Source organism: Leifsonia sp. RAF41 (genome assembly GCF_052114085.1).
Lineage (GTDB): Bacteria > Actinomycetota > Actinomycetes > Actinomycetales > Microbacteriaceae > Leifsonia.
In genome coordinates this window covers 3,234,924-3,254,450 of sequence record NZ_JBFREB010000001.1, presented here as the reverse complement: position 1 = coordinate 3,254,450, position 19,527 = coordinate 3,234,924, and the positions used below count along the sequence as shown (strand labels likewise).

The 19,527-nt window shown below is 68.2% G+C and carries 16 protein-coding genes and 1 tRNA gene; 9 read left to right on the top strand and 8 right to left on the bottom strand.

Going from position 1 to position 19,527, the window contains the following annotated elements:
- Positions 1–354: 354 nt before the first annotated feature.
- Positions 355–930: a CGNR zinc finger domain-containing protein gene (locus AB4Y74_RS15800; protein ID WP_441800013.1), complete on the top strand. Its 576-nt coding sequence runs from the start codon at positions 355–357 to the stop codon at positions 928–930.
- A gap of 69 nt (positions 931–999) precedes the next feature.
- On the opposite strand, the gene AB4Y74_RS15795 is transcribed toward AB4Y74_RS15800, so the two are convergent.
- The 6 genes from AB4Y74_RS15795 to AB4Y74_RS15770 form a co-directional block, all read right to left on the bottom strand.
- Positions 1,000–2,022 (bottom strand): LacI family DNA-binding transcriptional regulator, encoded by a 1,023-nt coding sequence (locus AB4Y74_RS15795; RefSeq protein WP_441800012.1) that lies wholly within the window; start codon positions 2,020–2,022, stop codon positions 1,000–1,002.
- Positions 2,023–2,049: 27 nt separating this feature from the next.
- A complete protein-coding gene (locus AB4Y74_RS15790) occupies positions 2,050–3,501 on the bottom strand; it encodes a GH1 family beta-glucosidase (RefSeq protein ID WP_441800011.1) in 1,452 nt (483 codons plus the stop codon).
- A gap of 2 nt (positions 3,502–3,503) precedes the next feature.
- Positions 3,504–4,403, bottom strand: coding sequence for a carbohydrate ABC transporter permease (locus AB4Y74_RS15785; RefSeq protein WP_441800010.1), 900 nt, complete (start codon positions 4,401–4,403; stop codon positions 3,504–3,506).
- Positions 4,400–5,464, bottom strand: a complete 1,065-nt coding sequence (locus AB4Y74_RS15780; RefSeq protein ID WP_441800009.1) for a carbohydrate ABC transporter permease — start codon at positions 5,462–5,464, stop codon at positions 4,400–4,402. The genes AB4Y74_RS15785 and AB4Y74_RS15780 overlap by 4 nt, the downstream gene beginning before the upstream one ends.
- A gap of 68 nt (positions 5,465–5,532) precedes the next feature.
- Positions 5,533–6,855, bottom strand: a complete 1,323-nt coding sequence (locus AB4Y74_RS15775; RefSeq protein ID WP_441800008.1) for an ABC transporter substrate-binding protein — start codon at positions 6,853–6,855, stop codon at positions 5,533–5,535.
- Between the two features lie 224 nt (positions 6,856–7,079).
- The gene (locus AB4Y74_RS15770) at positions 7,080–9,140 is read right to left on the bottom strand and encodes an MDR family MFS transporter (RefSeq protein WP_441800007.1); all 2,061 of its coding nucleotides are present in this window, start codon (positions 9,138–9,140) and stop codon (positions 7,080–7,082) included.
- Between the two features lie 315 nt (positions 9,141–9,455).
- Between AB4Y74_RS15770 and AB4Y74_RS15765 the strand changes: the two genes are divergently transcribed.
- Positions 9,456–10,364, top strand: coding sequence for a DUF1287 domain-containing protein (locus tag AB4Y74_RS15765; RefSeq protein ID WP_441800006.1), 909 nt, complete (start codon positions 9,456–9,458; stop codon positions 10,362–10,364).
- A 113-nt stretch (positions 10,365–10,477) separates the two neighbouring features.
- Positions 10,478–11,257 (top strand): M15 family metallopeptidase, encoded by a 780-nt coding sequence (locus tag AB4Y74_RS15760; RefSeq protein WP_441800005.1) that lies wholly within the window; start codon positions 10,478–10,480, stop codon positions 11,255–11,257.
- A 12-nt stretch (positions 11,258–11,269) separates the two neighbouring features.
- On the opposite strand, the gene pgm is transcribed toward AB4Y74_RS15760, so the two are convergent.
- Positions 11,270–12,889 (bottom strand): phosphoglucomutase (alpha-D-glucose-1,6-bisphosphate-dependent), encoded by a 1,620-nt coding sequence (gene pgm / locus AB4Y74_RS15755; protein ID WP_441800004.1) that lies wholly within the window; start codon positions 12,887–12,889, stop codon positions 11,270–11,272.
- Positions 12,890–13,120: 231 nt separating this feature from the next.
- Between pgm and pheA the strand changes: the two genes are divergently transcribed.
- Together pheA and AB4Y74_RS15745 are read left to right on the top strand one after the other, a co-directional pair.
- Positions 13,121–14,125: a prephenate dehydratase gene (pheA, locus tag AB4Y74_RS15750; protein ID WP_441800003.1), complete on the top strand. Its 1,005-nt coding sequence runs from the start codon at positions 13,121–13,123 to the stop codon at positions 14,123–14,125.
- A gap of 32 nt (positions 14,126–14,157) precedes the next feature.
- Positions 14,158–14,793 (top strand): hypothetical protein, encoded by a 636-nt coding sequence (locus AB4Y74_RS15745; protein WP_441800002.1) that lies wholly within the window; start codon positions 14,158–14,160, stop codon positions 14,791–14,793.
- Positions 14,794–14,814: 21 nt separating this feature from the next.
- On the opposite strand, the gene AB4Y74_RS15740 is transcribed toward AB4Y74_RS15745, so the two are convergent.
- On the bottom strand, positions 14,815–15,828 hold the full coding sequence (locus tag AB4Y74_RS15740) for a diacylglycerol/lipid kinase family protein (RefSeq protein WP_441800001.1): 1,014 nt from the start codon (positions 15,826–15,828) through the stop codon (positions 14,815–14,817).
- A gap of 38 nt (positions 15,829–15,866) precedes the next feature.
- On the opposite strand from AB4Y74_RS15740, the gene serS reads away from it, so the two are divergent.
- The 4 genes from serS (at position 15,867) to AB4Y74_RS15720 (ending at position 19,480) form a co-directional block, all read left to right on the top strand.
- Positions 15,867–17,132 (top strand): serine--tRNA ligase, encoded by a 1,266-nt coding sequence (gene serS, locus AB4Y74_RS15735; RefSeq protein ID WP_441800000.1) that lies wholly within the window; start codon positions 15,867–15,869, stop codon positions 17,130–17,132.
- On the top strand, positions 17,129–17,932 hold the full coding sequence (locus AB4Y74_RS15730) for an HAD family hydrolase (protein ID WP_441799999.1): 804 nt from the start codon (positions 17,129–17,131) through the stop codon (positions 17,930–17,932). Before serS ends, AB4Y74_RS15730 begins: the two co-directional genes overlap by 4 nt.
- A 96-nt stretch (positions 17,933–18,028) precedes the next feature.
- Entirely contained in the window at positions 18,029–19,318 is a 1,290-nt protein-coding gene (locus tag AB4Y74_RS15725; RefSeq protein ID WP_441799998.1) for an LCP family protein, read from the top strand.
- A gap of 77 nt (positions 19,319–19,395) precedes the next feature.
- Positions 19,396–19,480: transfer RNA gene (locus AB4Y74_RS15720), tRNA-Ser, on the top strand.
- Positions 19,481–19,527 lie beyond the last annotated feature (47 nt).

The window sequence follows — 19,527 nt, the reverse complement described above, 5'->3', positions numbered from 1 at the left end:
CTGTGGCTGTGAGAATGGTGGGATTGCGCGCCGCAGGCAGGGTCCGCAGAGCGGTGGTCGTGACCAGGAGTCCTGTGGAGGCGGCGACCGTCCATCCTGTCGAGCAGCGCGAGGAGATGTGGACGTGGGGCGCGAACTAGCGGGGTGATGCCGCCAGAAATCAGGGTCGTCATGCCCAAAATGCGGGGCCGCGGACCTCATGGCCGGGAATTCGCGTCGGCCCCACCGTGTTTCCGAGCGTCCCGGAATGAGCGAATGCTGCGCAGGGGTAGTGCCCTGAGACTTTGCGGAGGTCGTCGCTGAGCATCGAACCGACGCGTTGCCCTCGCCTGAGTCACCTGTCAAGATGGTGATGTGACGTTCGAGTTCGTAGCGGGCAACCTCGCCCTCGATTTCGTCGCGACGGTCGCCGAACGTCGCACGACCGCTGAGGAGCGCCTGCCGACCGCGGGCGATCTGGCCCAGTGGTTCGTCGATGCGGGTGTCGTGGATGCGCCTCCCGCCGTGGATGAGACGGCTTACCGCCTAGCGCTGCAGTTGCGAGAGTCCATCTGGGGTCTCCTCACGACCGACGCCGACCGACCGCTCGATGAGAGTGCCGTGGCGGACCTTAATCGGCAAGCCGCCTCGCCGGTCCCCGTCGCGTCCCTCGACGCCGACAGACGGGTGACAACCGAGGGAGACCTCCCGGCCTGCCTCGCGGCAGTAGCGCGGGCCGCAATAGACGCGTTCCGACCCGAGAACGCCCGCCACCTCAAGTGGTGCGAGGGCACCGACTGTACCCGGCCCTTCCTCGACGCCTCCCGGGCCTCGAATCGTCGGTGGTGCGGGATGGCCGGCTGCGGCGACCGTGCCAAGGCGGCCGCCTACCGAGCCCGCAAACGCGCCACCCCACCCCTCCCAACTCCCCAGCAATCGCTTCCTCGATAAGTACGGCGACACGCCGCCCTGGGGCGGATTAATCGAGGAAGCGATGGAGGGAGAGCAGGCAGGCAGAGGTCAGGAGCTCTGCCGGATGACCAGCTCGGTGGGCAGAAGAGTGACCTTCTCGACAGGCTCGCCCGCGAGGAGTCGGACGAGGACCCGCGCCATCGCCTCGCCGAGGCCGATGGACGGCTGGTGCACGGTCGTCAGCGGCGGTGTCGACATGAGGCCGAAGCTGTCGTCGTCGTAGCCGACCACCGCGATGTCGCCCGGGATGCTCAAGCCCGCCTCGTGGATCGCCGAGTAGGCACCGGCGGCCATCTGGTCGTTCGCAGCGAAGAGGCCGTCGATGGGCCGGCCGTCGGCGAGCAGGCGGCGCATCGCCTCCAGACCCGATGCAGGCGAGAAGTCTCCGTACGCGACCATCGACGTGTCCAGCCCGGCCGCATCCATCGCCCGCTTCCAACCGGAGAACCGGTCGAGGCCGGCGGGCATGTCCTGCGGACCGGTGATGAGCGCGATGTTCCGCCGCCCGCGGTCGATGAGGTGCTGGGCGGCGACCTGCGCGCCGGCGACGTTGTCCACATCCACGTAGTACGAGGAGTGCTCCGACTCACTGACCGGGCGTCCGCCGAACACCAGCGGCAGGGAGGTGCCGAGCTGCGCGTAGGAGTGGTCGCCCGAGTGGTGCGAGACGACGAGCGCGCCGTCGACGTTGCCGCCCATCAGGTAGCGCCGCGTCTTGTCCGGGTTCGTCTCTGACGAGATCACCATGTTGAGCGTGAACTCGGTGTCGGCGAGGCTGAGCGCGACGCCCTGCACGATGGATGCGAAGAACGGGTCGGCGAAGACCTTGGCCGTCGATTCCGGCACCACCAGGGCGACCACCTGCGTCCGCCGCGACGCCAGCGAGCGGGCGGCGCGGTTGGGCACGTAGTTGAGGTCGGCGATGGCGCGCTCGACCACCGCGACCACTTCAGCCGTCACCTTGGGCGAGCCGTTGACGACGCGCGAGACGGTCGCCCGGGAGACGCCGGCGCGCGCGGCGACGGCCTCCAGGGTTGGAACCGAACGGGCTGCGATCTGCTCCGTCGTCATGGGGTCTCCTCGTCGCTTGCGTCCATGCTAGACGTGCGACGCGGCGGCCTCCTCCACGGCCTCCTCGGCGCGGGCCGCGGCGATGACCCGAGCGAACGTACGGCCCGAGTCCTTCACCGTCCGTTCCTGACTCTCGTAGTCGACCCGGACGATCCCGAAACGCTTCGCGTAGCCCCACGCCCACTCGAAGTTGTCGAGCAGCGACCACACGAAGTAGCCGCGCACATCGGCGCCCTCGTCGATGGCGCGGCCGACAGCGTCGATGTGGGCCAGGATGTACGCCTCGCGGTCGGCATCGTGCACCCGCCCGTCCTCCGCCACGACGTCGTCGTAGGCGGCGCCGTTCTCGGTGATGTACAGCGGGGGCAGGGTCGGGTAGTCGCGGGTGAGCCGCACGAGCAGGGCGCGCAGCCCATCCGGGTTCACCTCCCACCCCATGGCCGTGGTCGGCAGGTGACGCGACGGGAAGGTCACGTACTCGCTCCCGACGAACGGGGAGGCCGTGGGACGCGCGGTCGGCACGACAGCCGGCGCAGCATCCGCCGCCTGAGGATGTCCGCTCACATTGTCGTCGTGGTAGTGGTTCACCCCGAGGAAGTCGAGCGGCTGCGCGATGGTCGCCAGGTCTCCGTCGTGCACGAGCTCGTCGAAGCGGTGGTCGCGGACATCGTGCAGCACGTCGGCCGGATAGGTGCCGAGGAGGAGCGGCTCGAGGTACATCCGGTTCCACAGGCCGTCGATGCGGCGGGCCGCCTCGCGGTCGACGGGATCCGCGGGGTCGTTCGGTACCGCCGTCGTCAGGTTGAGCGTGATGCCGAGTTGGAGGCCGTCCTCGCGACCGTGCGCCGCAGCGCGCGAACGGATCGCCGCCGCGGCCAGCCCGTGCGCGAGGTGCTGGTGGTGTAGCGCGGCGAGTCCCGCTCGCGGCTCACTCCGGCCGGGCGCGTGCTCGCCGCCCGCATAGGCGATCAGCGACGAGCACAGCGGCTCGTTGAACGTCGTCCAGTGGTCGACCCGGTCACCGAGGGCGTCGTACACGGCGACCGCGTAGTCGCGGAACCGGTACGCGGTGTCGCGGGACGCCCATCCCCCCTTCTCCTCGACCGCTTGCGGCAGATCCCAGTGATACAGCGTCAGCCACGGCAGGATGCCGGCGCCGAGCAGCTCGTCGACCAGCCGGTCGTAGAACGCGAGTCCCGCCGGGTTCACCTCTCGGTCGCCGGGCTTCACCCGCGCCCACGACGTGGAGAAGCGGTACGACTGCAGCCCCAGGGACGCCATGAGCGCGACGTCCTCCGGCATGCGGTGGTAGTGGTCCACGGCGACCTCCGGCGTGTCGCCGCCCGCGATCGCGCCGGGGACGCGCGCGAACGCATCCCAGATCGAGTCCTCCTTGCCGTCCTCGTGGGCGGCGCCTTCGATCTGCGCGGCAGCGGTGGCCGACCCCCAGAGGAAGTCGGCGGGCCAGGTGCGGTTCATTCTCAGCCTTTCACCGCGCCGGCCATGATGCCGGAGACCAGCTGCCGGCCGGCGAGCACGAAGAGGATCAGGAGGGGGATGGTGGCGAGCACGGCACCGGCGAGCACGATCGAGTAGTCGACGTACTTCGCCGACTGCAGCTGGCTCAGCGCGACCTGCAGCGTCGGATTCTGCGGCGCGACGAGCAGGGGCCACAGGTAGTCGGTCCACGCGGTCATGAAGGTGAACAGTCCGAGGATCGCCATCGCCGGACGCGCCGCGGGAACGCCGACGTGCCAGAAGGTGCGGATCATGTTCGCGCCGTCCACCCGGGCGGCCTCGATCAGCTCGTCCGGGATCACGTCGACCAGGTACTGCCGCATGAAGAACACGCCGAACGCGGTGACCAGGGTCGGCACGATGACCGCGCCGAGCGTCCCCGTCCAGCCGAACTGCTTCATGACCATGAAGAGGGGGATGATGCCGAGCTGCGTCGGGACGGCGAGCGTCGCGACGACGAAGACCATCAATCCCTCGCGTCCGCGGAACCGCAGCTTCGCGAAGGCGTAACCCGCCAGCGTCGAGAAGGCGACGACCGAGCCGGTGATGACCGTCGCGACGATGATGGAGTTGCCGAGCGCCTGCCAGAACGGCACGGTGCCGAGCACCTCGCCGATATTGGTCCAGAACTGCCCGCCCGGAAGCAGAGGCGGCCAGGTCGCGGTCAGAACGGTGCTGTCGCTGGAGCCGGCGACGAACGACCACCACAGCGGGTAGGCGCCGCCGATGAAGATCGCGAGCAGGATGCCGTAGGTCACGAAACCGGGCCGACGGTCGATGCCGAGCGCCTTGCGCTTGGGCGCGCGGGGTGCGGCGGTCGCGGCGGTGCGCGCCGGGCGGGTGGTGCGGGCTGTGGCGGTCACAGGTTCTTCTCCTCGCTGGCGGCGGCCAGGATGCGCGATGCCTGCAGTCGTCGTGCGGTCCGTTTGCGATGCAGCCGGCTCTCGGTGGACGCGATGCGGCGCGAGATCAGGAAGTTGAGCACTCCGAAGATCACGATCAGCAGGAACAGCAGCCATGCGATCGCGGAGGCCTTACCGAAGTTCTGCCGGTTGAACGCCATGTCCCACAGGTACAGCACGGTGGTCTGGTACTGCCGCTGCGGGCCGCCCGGGACGGCGCTCGACGGGTTGAACAGCTTCGGTTCGGTGAAGATCTGCAGGCCGCCGATGGTTGCGGTGATGATCACGAAGATCATGGTCGGGCGGATACTCGGCAGCGTGATCGAGAAGAAGCGACGGAACGATCCGGCGCCGTCGAGGGCGGCCGACTCGTGGATGTCGCGCGGGACCGCCTGCATCGCGGCCAGCAGAATGAGCGCGTTGTAGCCCGTCCAGCGCCAGTTCACCATGGTCGCGATGGCGACGTGCGACGGGAACGTCTCGGTCTTCCACATCACCGGGTCCACCCCGATGGCCTGCAACATGTTGTTGATGAGCCCGTACTTCTCGTCGAACGCGCTCGAGAAGATGAGCGTCACTGCGACCGGTGTGACGACGTAGGGGAGTAGCACGCTCATCCGCCAGAACGTCTTCGAGCGGATGTTCTGGTCCAGGATCGCGGCGATGAAGACGGCGGCGATCAACTGCGGGATGGCGGAGAGCAGGAAGATGCTGACGGTGTTGAAGAGCGAGTTCCAGAAGAACGGGTCGGACAGCTCCGCCGCGTAGTTCTTGAGGCCGACCCACTCGCCGGGCCCGGTGAGCAGGTTCCAGTTGTTGAGTGAGACGACGAACGTGTAGATCAGGGGGAACAGTCCGACGAGTGCGAAGAGCACGAAGAACGGCGCCACGTAGAAGTAGGGGGACGCCTTGACGTCGAAGCGGCTCAGCCGCTGCTTGTAGGTGAGGCCGCCGCGGCCGGCTCGCCCGCGCGGCGACGAGGGGGCGGCTGGAGCCGTCTCCCGTGTGGCGGTGGTGGTCATTGCGTTTCTCCCTGTGGAGCGGGCCCCCGCAGCTCGGGTGCAGCGGGGGCCCGGGTAGGTGGTTCGAGTTACTTGTTGACGACGAGCTGGTCGAGCAGCTTCATCGCGTTGTTCCACGCCTGGTCGCCGTTCGCCTTGCCGGAGTCGAGCTCCTGCACCGACGGGCCGAAGACCTGCGACTGGATGACCGAGTCGTCCGGTCCCTTGTACTGGGCGACGACGCCCTTCGCGCGCTCACCGAGGATCTGGCCGATGGGTGCGTTGTTGAAGAACTTCGTGAGGTCGCTCTCACCGGTGACACCGGAGTCTGTCTGCGCCTCGGTCACCGACGGGAACGTGCCAGCGGCCTGGAAGGTCTGGACCTGCGACTTGGCGGTGGTCAGCCAGGCGGCGAGGGCCGCGGCCTCCTTCGGGTGCTTGGACTGCGTCGGGACCGTCAGGAACGATCCGCCCCAGTTGGCCGCGCCGCCCGGGAACACGTTGGCGAAGTCCCAGCCGGAGGTGGCGTCGCCGCCGCCCGCCTTGACCTGACCCTGCACGACGCCGAGCATCCAGCCCGGGCAGACGAACGTGGCGAAGGAACCGTCGGTGAACGCCTTGCCCTTGCCCCAGTCCCACTGGGTCTGGTTGGAGGAGAGGCCGGCCGCTGCGCCACCGGCGAGCTTCGACCACAGCGCCTTGAGGTCGCTGTTGTCCTTGACGTTGAGCTTGCCGTCCTTGGTGTAGTAACCCTCGGGCTGCTGGTTCACCATGGCGTTCCAGATGAAGCCGGACTGGTCGTACCAGGCCTTGCCGGTGGCGGCCTTGTACTGCTCGCCGACCTTGAAGAAGTCGTCCCAGGTGGCGTTGTCGCCGCCAAACAGCTTGGCGACGGACTCGCGGTCACTGGGGAGACCTGCCGCGGCGAAGAGCTTGCCGTTGTAGCAGAGACCCTCCGGGCCGATGTCGGTGCCGTAGCCGATGATCCGGCCGTCCTTGTCGGTGGCCTGCTTCAGCTTCCAGTCGACCCAGCGGTCCTTGATGTCGTTGGCGCCGTACTTCGTGAGGTCGGTGAACTGGTCGGAGACCTGCTGGACCTTGCTGAGCCAGCCCTCCTCGACGGCCTGGACATCGGGGAGGCCGCTGCCGGCGGCCTGCTTCGTCTGCCAGTCGGTGAGCGCATTGTCACCGGTGTCGATGTTGGTGGCCTTGATCTTGATTCCGGGGTGCTCTTTCTCGTACTGCGAGTAGAGCTTGTCGAAGCCCATCGTGCCGAACGTGGTGACCGTCAGCGTGGTGGGGTCCGAGCTGGATCCGCTGCCGCCGCTCGATGAGCATCCGGCTGCGATGAGGGCGAAGGATGCTGCGCCGGCGACGGCCGCGGCAATCCTGATGGGTCGTGAAAGCTTCACGGTTCACTCCTTTGTGCGTGTGTCTGGTGTGCGCCTGGTGCGCGCTGAGAGCGCTCTCATTGGTGAAGCGTGAGAGCGCTCTCACGCGTTTCATGAGAATGTAGATCGGAACCGTGCGGCTTGTCAAGTTTCTTGTGGTCGCGCTCTCATCCGCGTCGTTCCGCGGAAACGCGAAAACGGCCGCCACCTCGATGAGGTGACGGCCGTTCGGGCCCGAGCGGGTGTCAGTCGGTCGCGGGGCGCGGGCGCTGTGCGCGCGTGGATGCCGTGTCGGCTCCCGGCTCGATCAGCGCGCCGAACTCCGTGGCAGCCCGATTCGCGAGGATCCCGGTGTCGTACTCCTCGGCGTCGTCGTCTTCGGCTGCCGAGGCGAGAACGCCTGCGGGGGTCAGCTTCCGATCCTCCGCGGCCTGCGCGTCGGCGGCGTCGTCCGCCGCCTCCTGCAGGGCGGACTTCGCGCGCAGCGGCGGCGCCTTGAAGAAGAGCGTCAGCACGAACGCGAGCAGTACGACGATCATGGCGACCCAGTAGACCTGCACCGCCGAGGCGTTGAAGCCGACCAGGAAGGGCTGTGCGAGCCGCTGATCCGCGTCGTTCAGGAACGATGTGTCGTTGGTGGCAGAACTGCTGTTCCCGGCATTGCTCGACTTCTCAAGCTGCGCCTGGACCGCGGGCACCGCCTGATCGACGACCTGCTTGCGCTGGTCGGCGTTCGAGAAGTCGATCGGAGTGGCCGGCACCTGCTGCTCGGCGACATCCTGCGGGACGCCCTGAGCCACCAGCTGCTGGACGCCGGCCTGGTGCGCGCCGGCCTGAGCCTGCTTCTCGATCGGGTCCACGATCTTGTTGTAGATCTGGTCCATGATCTGCTTGTTCTCGGGGGCGTTGGCCACCGAAGGCGTGAGTGCAGCGTCCAGGGCGCTCGTCAGGGTGGGCTTGTCGGACAGCGCGTTCTGGATGTTGGACGGGAACACGGCGAAGAGCAGCGACAGCAGCACGGCGGTGCCGAGCGTTCCACCGATCTGACGGAAGAACGTCGAAGCGCTGGTCGCGACTCCCATGTCCCGCAGGCCGACCGAGTTCTGGCTGGCGATGGTGAGCGTCTGCATCAGCTGGCCGAGGCCGAGACCGATGAGGAGCATGGCTCCCGCGATGAACCAGTACGAGTCGCCCACCTTGATGAACGTCAGGTAGAAGAACCCGCCGGCGAGCATCGCGGTGCCGATGATCGGGAACTGCCGGTAGCGGCCCGTGCGCGCGATGATCTGGCCGGAGGCGATCGAGGAGATCATCAGTCCGAGGATCATCGGCAGCAGCTGGAGGCCCGACTCGGTCGGCGTGGAGCCGAGTACGAGCTGCAGGTACAGCGGCAGGGTCAGCATGGCTCCGAACATGCCGAAACCGACGAAGACGCCGATGATGGTCGCCATCGAGAAGGTGCTGGAACGGAACAGCTTGATCGGGATGAGCGCGTCGTCCTTCATCGCGATCTCGATCAGGATGAACGCGATGATTCCGACGACGCCGATCACGTAACAGGCGATGGAAGCCGGGCTGTCCCAGCCCCACTCCCTGCCCTGCTCGGCCACGAGGAGGAGGGGCACGAGTGCCACGATGACGCCGGCGGCGCCCCACCAGTCGATGCGAGCGGAGCCGCGTTCCCGTTTGGGCAGGTGCAGGAACCGCAGCACCATGGCGAGGGCGAGGATGCCGATCGGCACGTTGATGAGGAACACCCAGCGCCAGCCGGCGATCCAGAGGATCTGGTCGGCACCGGCGAAGAGCCCGCCGATCAGCGGACCGATGAGGCTCGAGATGCCGAACACCGCGAGGAAGTACCCCTGGTATTTGGCGCGCTCGCGCGGCGCGAGCATGTCGCCCATGATCGCCAAAGGCATCGACATGAGTCCTCCGGCGCCCAGACCCTGAATGGCCCGGAAGGCGGCGAGCTCGATCATCGACGTCGAGAACGACGCCAGGATCGAGCCGACGATGAAGATCACGATCGCGATGACGAACAGCGGCCGCCGGCCGAAGATGTCGGAGAGCTTGCCGTAGATCGGCGTCGAGATCGTCGAGACGATCAGGTATCCGGTCGTCACCCACGCCTGCTGGCTCAAACCGTGGAGGTCGTCACCGATGGTACGGATGGCGGTTCCGACGACGGTCTGGTCGAGGGCGGAGAGGAACATGCCGGCCATGAGGCCGAAGATCACGAACAGGATCTGCCGATGCGACATGATCGGTGCGGGAGCGGCATTCGCCGCGGTGGTCTGACTGGACATCTGTCTCCGTGTCGAGAGTCGGGTGAGGGGACGCCCGGGCTCGCGAGGCGTCACACCGGTGTGGGGCAAAAGAATTTTGCGGAGAGTGCAAAGTTACACCCGCTGCCAGGTCGGCCACAACGCAAAGCCTCAGCCTGGGGCGTCGTCGTTCGCCACGAGCGAACGTGAGCGGCGGCTCCACTCGGCAAAGCTGCGCTGATCGGTTGGATGAGGCAGAAAACGAACACGGTGACCCCCGTCCAGGTCACACAAATGTTGTGAGCGTACGGTGGAGGAGTCGGCCCCGACCACCTCCGAATCCGCCACGAAGGTTGTATGAGTTCTCTCAGCAGTTCCCACCGCGCCCGTCGCACGATCGTCCTCGCCGCCGTTGCCGCGTCCGCCGCCCTCGCGTTCACCGCGTGCGCGGGCGAGCCTTCGCCGGTGACGAAGGCCGTCGCCCAGGCGGCCGCGCCATCCCCGAGCCCGACGTCGTCGGTCGTGTCGTCCATCCAGCCCGCCACGGGGAGCGTGTCGGGCGGCACCGTAACCCTCACCGGCACGAACCTGGAGAAGGTCGGCGCGGTGCAGATCGGCGGCCAGCCCGCGACCGTCACGCAGGCGAGCGGCGACAAGGTCGTCGTGAGCGTGCCCGCCGCCGCGAACTTCCAGGCCGGATCCGTTCCCGTCACCGTGACCGACAAGTCGGGCAAGCCCGTCACCACCGCCGCGAGCAGCTACGACTACCAGGTGCAGACGCCGGTGGACAAGCAGCTCGCCTACGCGCTCACCTACTGGAAGAACTACAACACCGCCGCGTACGGCGACCTCAACCCGGTCGGCGGAGACTGCGCCAACTTCGTGAGCCAGACACTCCTCGCGCGCGGCTGGCAGATGAACGGCGACTGGTACAACCACAACGCGGCGGCCGACTGGAGCCCTGCGTGGGGCTACGTCCCGGCCATGGACAACTACTTCCGCGAGAATGCGGCCCAGCTCGGGCTCACCGAGTACTCGTTCGACCAGCGCGACAAGATCAAGGTCGGCGACATCGTGATGTTCGACTGGAACGACAACAACTCCCTCGACCACGTGCAGATCGTGTCGGCCGTGCAGAACGTCAACGGCCAGATCAAGATCAAGATGGTCGGCCACAACGAGGACAGCGACTACCGCGACCTCGACGAGGCGATCACCGTGGACCACCCGGGCGGCATCGGTCACTTCTGGAGCGTCTCCCAGTAACAGACGGGCTTGCGGCCACGCTTCGTCGGCCGGTCTGACGCGTGAGCTAGGCTCGGCGCGTGAGTCTGGGGGGTGCCCGCCGAGTTCGGGTTCGTGCAACGCGGGTCGCCCGCGTGAGCGGCGCGCTGATCGCCGTCCTGTTCCTCGCCGGATGCGCGGCCGGAGCGGTCTCCGCCGCCCCCAGCGGTCATCGCCCGACACCGCACCGATCGAGTCCGGCGCCCACGCCCGCGCGGCCCACGCCGACGCCGACCGTGCCGCCTCCGCCGACGGTCGTCGGGTTCGACAAGACGGCGCTGTCCGTCGACGACCCGGCCAGTACCTGGGTCGTCGTCAACAAGTCCCGGGCGCTGAATCCGCTCGCCTACGTCCCGGCCGACCTGACCTACCCGGACGTCGCCTACGTCAACCATCAGCCGATGCGCCAGGACACCGCCGCGGGGCTCGTCGCGATGTTCCACGCGGGCAAGGCGGAGGCCGGGCTCGACTTCTCGGTGCAGAGTGCCTACCGCTCGTTCGAGTCGCAGACCGGCGTGTATGACGACGACGTCGCCAGGAACGGTCAGGCGTATGCCGACACGGACACCGCTCGCCCCGGCCACAGTGAGCACCAGACCGGTCTCGCAGTCGACATCAGTGCGCTGCCCGCGCAGTGCTCGCTCGACGCCTGTTTCGGCGAGACGGCGCAGGGCCGCTGGCTCGCGGCCAACGCCTGGCGCTTCGGATTCATCCTGCGCTATCCAGCCGACAAGGTCGCTGTCACCGGCTTCACGTACGAGCCGTGGCACTTCCGGTACGTCGGCATCCCGCTCGCGACGGAGTTGCACGCCACCGGCGTGACGACGCTCGAAGAGTTCTTCGGCTGCGCCGGCGGCACGAACTACCCCAGCTGACCGGCCGCTGTCTCAGCCGCCGAGCGCGTCCCCGACAATCCGCTTGGCCTCCTCCTGCACCTCACGCAGGTTCTCCTCGCCATCGAACGACTCGGCGTAGATCTTGTAGACGTTCTCGGTTCCAGAGGGGCGCGCAGCGAACCACGCCTTCTCGGTCTGGACCTTGACGCCCCCGAGCGGCGCGTCGTTGCCCGGCGCGCGGCTCAGCTTCGCCGTGATCGTCTCGCCGGCGAGTTCGGTCGCCGTGATCGCGTCGCCGTCGAGCTTCGAGAGCGCGGCCTTCTGCTCCGGGCTGGCGGGCGCATCCACCCGCTGGTACACGGGGTCGCCGAAGCGCTCGGTCAGCTCGCGGTACAGCTCCGAGGGCGACTTGCCGGTCACCGCGCGGATCTCGCTGGCGAGCAGGGCGAGCAGAATGCCGTCCTTGTCGGTCGTCCACGCCGTCCCGTCGAACCGCAGGAACGACGCACCGGCGCTCTCCTCGCCGCCGAAGCCGACCGTCCCGTCGATGAGACCGGGGACGAACCACTTGAAGCCGACCGGCACCTCCCACAGGCGGCGGCCCAGCGACTCGGCGACGCGGTCGATGATCGACGATGAGACGAGCGTCTTGCCCACCGCCGCATCCTTCCGCCACTCGGTTCGCGTGCGGAACAGGTACTCGATCGCGACGGCGAGGTAGTGGTTCGGGTTCATCAGGCCGCCGTCGGGCGTGACGATGCCGTGCCGGTCCGCATCCGCGTCGTTGCCGGTGAGGATGTCGAAGTCGGCCCGGCGTGCCACCACTGAGGCCATGGCCGAGGGGCTGGAGGGATCCATGCGGATCTTGCCGTCCCAGTCGAGCGTCATGAAGCCCCAGGCCGGGTCGACGTCCGGGTTCACGACGGTCAGGTCGAGGTCGTAGCGCTCGGCGATCGCCTGCCAGTAGTTCACGCTCGCGCCGCCGAGCGGGTCGGCGCCGATGCGGATACCGCTGTCCTTGATGGCCTTCACGTCGATGATGTTCTCGAGGTCGTCCACGTAGTGCCCGCGGAAGTCGTACGTCTCGACGCCGGACGGCTCCGCCATCCGCACCTCCGTCATCCCATTGGCGATGATTTCGTTGGCGCGCTTCGCGATCCAGCTCGTCGCATCCGTGTCGGCGGGGCCACCGTGCGGCGGGTTGTACTTGAAGCCGCCGTCAGACGGAGGGTTGTGGCTCGGCGTGACCACGATGCCGTCCGCCTGGTCGTCATGGCCTTGCCGGTTGTAGCGGATGATCGCGTGCGACACCGCGGGGGTGGGCACCCAGTCGTCGAACTCGTCCACCAGCACCCGGACCTCGTTGCCGACCAGCACCGCGAGCGCGGTCGTCGTGGCGAACTCGCTCAGCAGGTGAGTATCCGCCCCGATGAACAGCGGGCCGCTGATGCCCTGGCTGTTGCGGTACTCGACGATCGCCTGCGTGGTCGCGGCGATGTGGTCCTCGTTGAAGGCGGTGTTCAGCGACGAGCCGCGGTGGCCCGAGGTGCCGAACACCACGCGCTGCTCCGGGATGCTGACATCCGGCTTCAACTCGTAGTACGCGCGCCGCAGGGCGTCGACGTCGATCAGGTCGGAAGGCTGCGCAGGGGTGCCGGCTCGTTCGTCCATGCCCCTACTCTTCCACGGAGGAGGGGTCTCGGCGAGGTCGGCGACCGACGAGGACCGGTCCGGGTCAGAAGCGGGCGCGTCGATGCCCCGCGATCGTGGCGTGCCGCTTGGGACAAGCTGATATCCTTTCAGGCGTAAGCCCCGGACGGGACGCTCTGAGCGTCGGCGCGCCGGGGCAATCACGTTAAGCGGACCGATTGCCTACCTGGTGTGCTCGCTAGGCTGAACGGCATGTCTTCCGCTCCCGATGACGCCCCCGCCGAGCTGCCCGCCTCCGTCGATGACGTGTACAGCTTCCTCGGGCCGTCGGGCACGTTCACGGAGGCGGCGCTCAAGCAGGTGCCGGAGGCGCGGGGCAAGCACTGGCGCGCGGTCAACAACCTGGGCGAAGCGCTCGCCGACGTGGTCGAGGGGCGCAGTGTCGCCGCGATGATCGCGATCGAGAATTCGATCGAGGGCGGCGTCTCGGTCGCTCAGGATGCGCTGGCCACCATCCCGGGGCTGCGCATCGTCGGGGAGTACCTCGTCCCCGTGAACTTCGTGCTCGTGGCGAGGCCCGGCACGACGCTGGCCGACGTGCGGACGGTGAACGCGCATCCCGTCGCCTACGCGCAGTGCCACCAGTGGCTGGACCGCCACTTGCCCGACCACGGCCACCTGCCGGCGTCGAGCAACGTCGCCGCCGCCGCATCACTCTTCGAAGACAGCGCAGCGGATGCGGCCGTCGCGCCTCCCGGCATCGTCGACCACCACGACGTCGTCGTGCTTGCCGAGAACATCGGCGACAACGCCAACGCGGTCACGCGGTTCGTGCTGGTGAGCACCACCCGGAGCGTGCCGGCGCCGACGGGCGCCGACAAGACGAGCCTCATCGCCGAACTGCCGGACGACCGCCCCGGAAGCCTCCTCGACCTGCTCGAGCAGTTCTCGACCCGGGGAGTCAACCTCAGCCTCATCGAGTCGCGCCCGGTCGGCGACGAGCTCGGCCGGTACCGGTTCGTCATCGACGCCGACGGCCACATCCACGACGAGCGCGTGGCGGATGCGCTGCTGGGCCTGCGGCGGTTCAGCCCGAAGGTCTCGTTCCTCGGCTCGTACCCGCGTGCGGACGGGGCCCCGGTGGAGTTCGATCAACGCTACCGGGACGCGGTGTTCACTGAGGCTCGGGAGTGGCTGCAGTCGTTGACCGTGCAGCCGAGCGCGGACGAGGGCCACGACGGGCCCGTGTCGGCGTAGGCTGCGGGTCAGCAGCACGTCGGGAGGTCACCATGGTCGCCGAAGAGCATGACGACAGCGGTCGAGCGGGCGGTTTCGACCCGCGATTCGACCCGTCCTTTCAGCGCGGCTACCAGCCGCAGCCGGGCGAGCGGCCGCAGACCCGCGTCCGCGGGGACGCGCCCGACTCGGCGTACCGGCGACCCTCATCGCTGCTCCAGCATCCCGACGACCGCGTGAGCGACAGGGACCGCGCGGTGGCTCCGGTCGACGACGCCTACGATGCGGGCCTCGGGCTCGCCGACCCGCAGGGCGAGCTCGCACGTCAGGGGTACGGGACGATCGAGTCGACGGCTTCGGCCGATCCGCCGATCGTGGTCGCCGGCCCCGGCCTGCTCGGACGGGTGGACGTCAGCCCGCGCCGCAACCCGATCATCCTGACGCTGTGGATCGTCGGTGCCGGGTTCGTCGTGCTCGGGATCGTGCTCTACTGCATCTCGGTGACGTCGTCGTACAGCGGACCGACCCCGAGCAGTGACGTCGGCTCGCTCGTTTTCGCCCAGCTCGGCTGGATGCTGGCCGGGCCCCTGATCACCGTCGGTCTCCTCACTCTGGTGGGGTTGCTGTTCCTGACGGCGCTGGCCGGGCGGCGGACGCGGGAGGCCGTCCCGCTGGATGAGGAACTCTGACGCGGTCCCTCCCTTGTCGCCTCAGAGCGCCGGGGGAGCCGTGACCCGCAGGCTCCGCTCGTCGACAGACAGCTCGAGGTTCAGGATGTCGCCGAACGCGTCCCCGTCGAGTTCGAACGGCTCCGGCGCATCCACCGCCAACTGCACCGTCGCGCCGCGGAGGTAGCTGAGCCGGGTCCGCACGGCACGGTCCGTGAAGCGGATGATCCGGCGTCCGAGCGCGGACTTGCGGAGTACCCGGTTCTCCCACGTGACCTTGCGCCAGATCGCCAGCCAGCCGAACACGGACGCCGGTTGCAGGATCGCGACGTCGAGCAGGCCGTCGTCGATCGCGGCGTCCGGGATGAGTTCGATGTTGCCGGGGAGGGCGCCGCAGTTCGCGATGAGGATGGTGCTGACGTGCGCCGATCGCTCGTGCCCGTGGTCGATGCGGAACCGCACGTGCACCTTGGTCGCCTTCGGCAGGGCACGGAACGCGGCGTCGACGTAGGCGAGCCAGCCGAAGCGACGCTTCAGCTCGGGGCGCGCTCCCGCGATCATGGCCGCGTCGATGCCGACCCCTGCCATCACCAGGAACACGTGCTCGGTGACGGTCCCGTCCGGCCATCGGGCGGACGCCACCCCGAGGTCGATGCGACGGGTCTCCCCCGCGAAGGCGATGGCGCACGCACTCTCCACACTCGCGAACGGGATGCTCAGGTTGCGCGCCAGGAGGTTTCCCGTGCCGCCGGGGATGACCCCGAGCGTCGCATCCCGGCCGCGCATCGCCTCCGCGACGGCCCGCACCGTCCCATCGCCGCCGGCCGCCAGGACGAGCGTCGCGCCGCGGTCGAGCGCATCCCGGGCCTGCGCCTGGCCGCCCTCCTCGGGAGTGGTCTCCAGCCACAGAAGGTGGATGCCGCGCCCCGCCGTCGCCGCGGCGGCCGCGGCCGCCGCCTCCACAGCCACTCGTACGCGCGGAACATCGACCCGGACGGGGTTGTAGACGACGGCGACGATCGTGTGCTCCTGCTCGCGCCGTCCGTTCACTCGCATCACGCTACCTGTTCGGCATCGATCGATAAGCTGGTCAGGTGATCGATCCTGTGCTGCTTCGCGAGAACCCCGATGTCGTCCGCCGCTCGCAGGGGGCGCGTGGCGACTCCGTGCAGCTGGTCGACGAGGCCATCCAGGCCGACATCGAGCGCCGCGCAGCCATTACCGCCTTCGAGGAACTCCGCGCCGAGCAGAACGCTTTCGGCAAGACGGTGGCGAAGGCGCCCAAGGAGCAGAAGAAGGAGCTCGTCGCCCAGGCGCAGCAGCTCGCGGGACGCGTCAAGGAGGCCCAGCAGGCGGCGAACGAGGCGGATGCGCGCTTCGAGCAGCTGATCCGCAGCATCGGCAACCCGATCGTCGACGGCGTGCCGTCGGGCGGCGAAGACGACTACGTCGTGCTGAAGACGGTGGGCGAGATTCCCGAGTTCACGTTCGAGGCGCGCGACCACCTGGAGCTCGGCGAGTTGCTCGGCGCGATCGACATGGCGCGCGGCGCGAAGGTCGCCGGCGCCCGCTTCTCGTACCTGCGCGGCATCGGCGCCCGGCTCGAACTGGCTCTGATGAACATGGCGCTCGACAAGGCCGTCCAGAACGGCTTCATCCCGATGATCACGCCCACGCTGGTGAAGCCGGAGATCATGCAGGGCACCGGATTCCTCGGAGCGCACGCCGACGAGGTCTACCACCTCGAAAACGACGACCTCTATCTGACCGGTACCAGCGAGGTCGCGCTCGCCGGTTACCACTCCGACGAGATCATCGAGGTGGACGAGCCGCTGCGATACGCAGGCTGGTCCACCTGCTACCGGCGCGAGGCCGGCTCGGCGGGCAAGGACACGCGAGGCATCATCCGCGTGCACCAGTTCAACAAGCTCGAGATGTTCGTCTACACCCGGCCCGAGGAGGCGGAGTCCGAGCACGAGCGACTGCTCGGCTGGCAGGAGGAGATGATGAACGCGCTGGGACTCAGCTACCGCGTCATCGACACCGCCGCCGGCGACCTCGGCTCGAGCGCCGCCCGTAAGTACGACGTCGAGGCGTGGATCCCGACTCAGGGTCGCTACCGCGAACTCACGTCGACGTCGAACTGCACCACCTTCCAGGCGCGACGACTGGACATCCGGTTCCGGACCGAGAGCGGCAAGACGGCACCGGTCGCTACCCTCAACGGGACGCTGGCCACCACGCGCTGGCTGGTCGCCATCCTCGAGACCCACCAGCAGGAGGACGGCTCCGTGCGCGTCCCCGAGGCTCTGCGGCCTTACCTCGGCGGCCTGGAGTTGCTGGAGCCGATCTCCCGGTGAGCGACGACGACCGCCTGCTGATCGCGCTCGACGTCGACGGCACGCTGATCCACGAGGACGAGTCCGTGGGCGATGCCGTGCGCACGGCGGTCGCTCGCGTCCGCGACGCCGGGCACGAGGTCATGCTCGCGACCGGCCGCAGCTGGGAGACCGCGCGTCCCATTCACGAAGAGTTCGGGCTGACCAGCCAGTTCGTCGTGTGCGCGAACGGTGCGCTGACGATGAAACGCGACGACACCCTCGAAGGCGGTTATCGCCGCGAGTTCATCGAGGTGTTCGATCCGACCGAGGTTCTCACGACGATCCGGCCGCACCTCCCCAGCGGCAGCTTCATGGTGGAGGGCCCGACCGGTTTCCGCCGCTACACCGAGGGCATGACCGACTGGGAGCTGGTGAACGCCGAGGAAGTGCCCTTCGACGAACTGCTCCAGCATCCCGCCACCCGCGTCGTGGTGGTGTCGCCCGAGCACGACACCGAGGAGTTCCTCTCCATCGTCGACCGGATGGGGCTCCAGCGGGTCAGCTACTCCATCGGCTGGACGGCGTGGCTCGACATCTCGCCGGACGGCGTCAGCAAGGCCACAGCGATGGAGCGCGTCCGCCACGCCCTCGGCATCCCGCGCACCCACGTCGTGGCCGTCGGAGACGGGCGCAACGATCTCGAGCTGCTGCAGTGGGCCGGTGCCGAAGGGCTCAGCGTGGCCATGGGGCAGTCCCCGGACGAGGTGAAGGCGGCCGCGACCCGGACGACTGCGCCGGTGGTGGACGACGGTCTGGCGCACGTGCTCGACGCGCTCTGAGACCTTTTCCAGCCTGCCGTGTCAAGCTTTAAGGCGGCGCGCGCTCATTCGAGTGCGTGCCTATGGATGTGCGAACGCAGGATCGGAAGGAAGTGAATGAGCGAGATGCCCACCCGCGCGCAAGCGCGAGCGCAGGAGAAAACGGCCGGACCAGCGGTCCGCCACGGACGACTGAAGCAGCACCATCCACTCAAGGCACTCCTCACGATATTCGTCGCGATCGTCGCTGTCGTCGGCGTGACCGGCGTCTCGCTCGCGGCGTATGCGGCGGTCGACGTGGCATCCAGCGTCAAGAAGTCGGTCAAGCTGGTCGACGCCAAGGGCCACGAAGTCACGCCCGGCGTCGGTGCGATGAACGGCGCGTTCAATATCCTGCTGGCGGGCAGTGACTCCGGCGGCGGAAACAGCGCGTACGGCGACCGCGAGGAGAACCTCAACGACGTGACGATGGTGCTCCACGTCTCCGCAGACCACAAGAACGCGACCGTGGTCAGCTTCCCGCGCGACCTGTACGTGTCCATCCCGAGCTGCCCGGACCCCAAGGGCGGCAGCTTCGACGCGATGAGCCGGCAGAAGATCAACAACTCGCTCAGCTACGGCGGACTCGCCTGCACCGTGCTCACGGTCGAGAAGCTGACCGGCCTCGAGATCCCCTACGCGGGCGTCATCCAGTTCGACGGCGTGATCGAGATGTCGAATGCGGTCGGCGGCGTACCGGTGTGTGTCGCGGGCGACATCGAAGACCCGTACACGGGCCTGAATGTGAAGGCCGGTCAGAACACCCTGCAGGGCGCTCAGGCGCTCGCCTTCCTCCGGACCCGGCACGGTGTCGGCGACGGCTCGGACCTCGGTCGCATCAGCAACCAGCAGGTGTTCCTTTCGTCGCTGGTCCGGACGATCAAGAGCGCCGACGTGCTGAGCAACCCGGTGAAGCTGTACGGCATCGCGAAGGCCGCGACCAGCAACATCACCCTCTCCGACAGCCTGAACAACCCGACGACCATCGTCTCGATGGCCACGGCGCTGAAGAACATCGACATCAGCAAGGTCGTGTTCGTGCAGTATCCGAACCACTATCAGGGTGATGGCGTGGTGCCGACGACCGATGCGGCACAACAGCTCATGGGTGCCCTGGTGAACGACCAGCCGGTCGCGCTGACCGGCGACACCGGTGTGGGATCGGAGGCCGACCCCAACGCCCCCGCTCCGCAGGCTCCGGCGACGCAGGCCCCGGCGACGCAGGCTCCGGCGACGCAGGCTCCGGCCACCGAGGCTCCCGCGACCGGCTCGACCCCGGCTCCGACGGACGGCGCTGTGGCTCTCCCGGAGGATGTGCACGGCCAGACCGCGGCACAGGTCACCTGCTCCAAGCCGTTCTCGGACTGACGCTCGCTCGATCGCAATCGTGGCGCGGGCGGTCGGTTCGTTAGACTCAGGCGACGCCGGATTGCGGTCCGGCGCCGGGAGGGCTGTCCGAGCGGCCGATGGAGCCAGTCTTGAAAACTGGTGGGCAGAAATGTCTCGTGGGTTCGAATCCCACGCCCTCCGCAGCGTGTGGGCTTAGGCTGCAAGGACGGAGCCACCGTGGCCCCCAT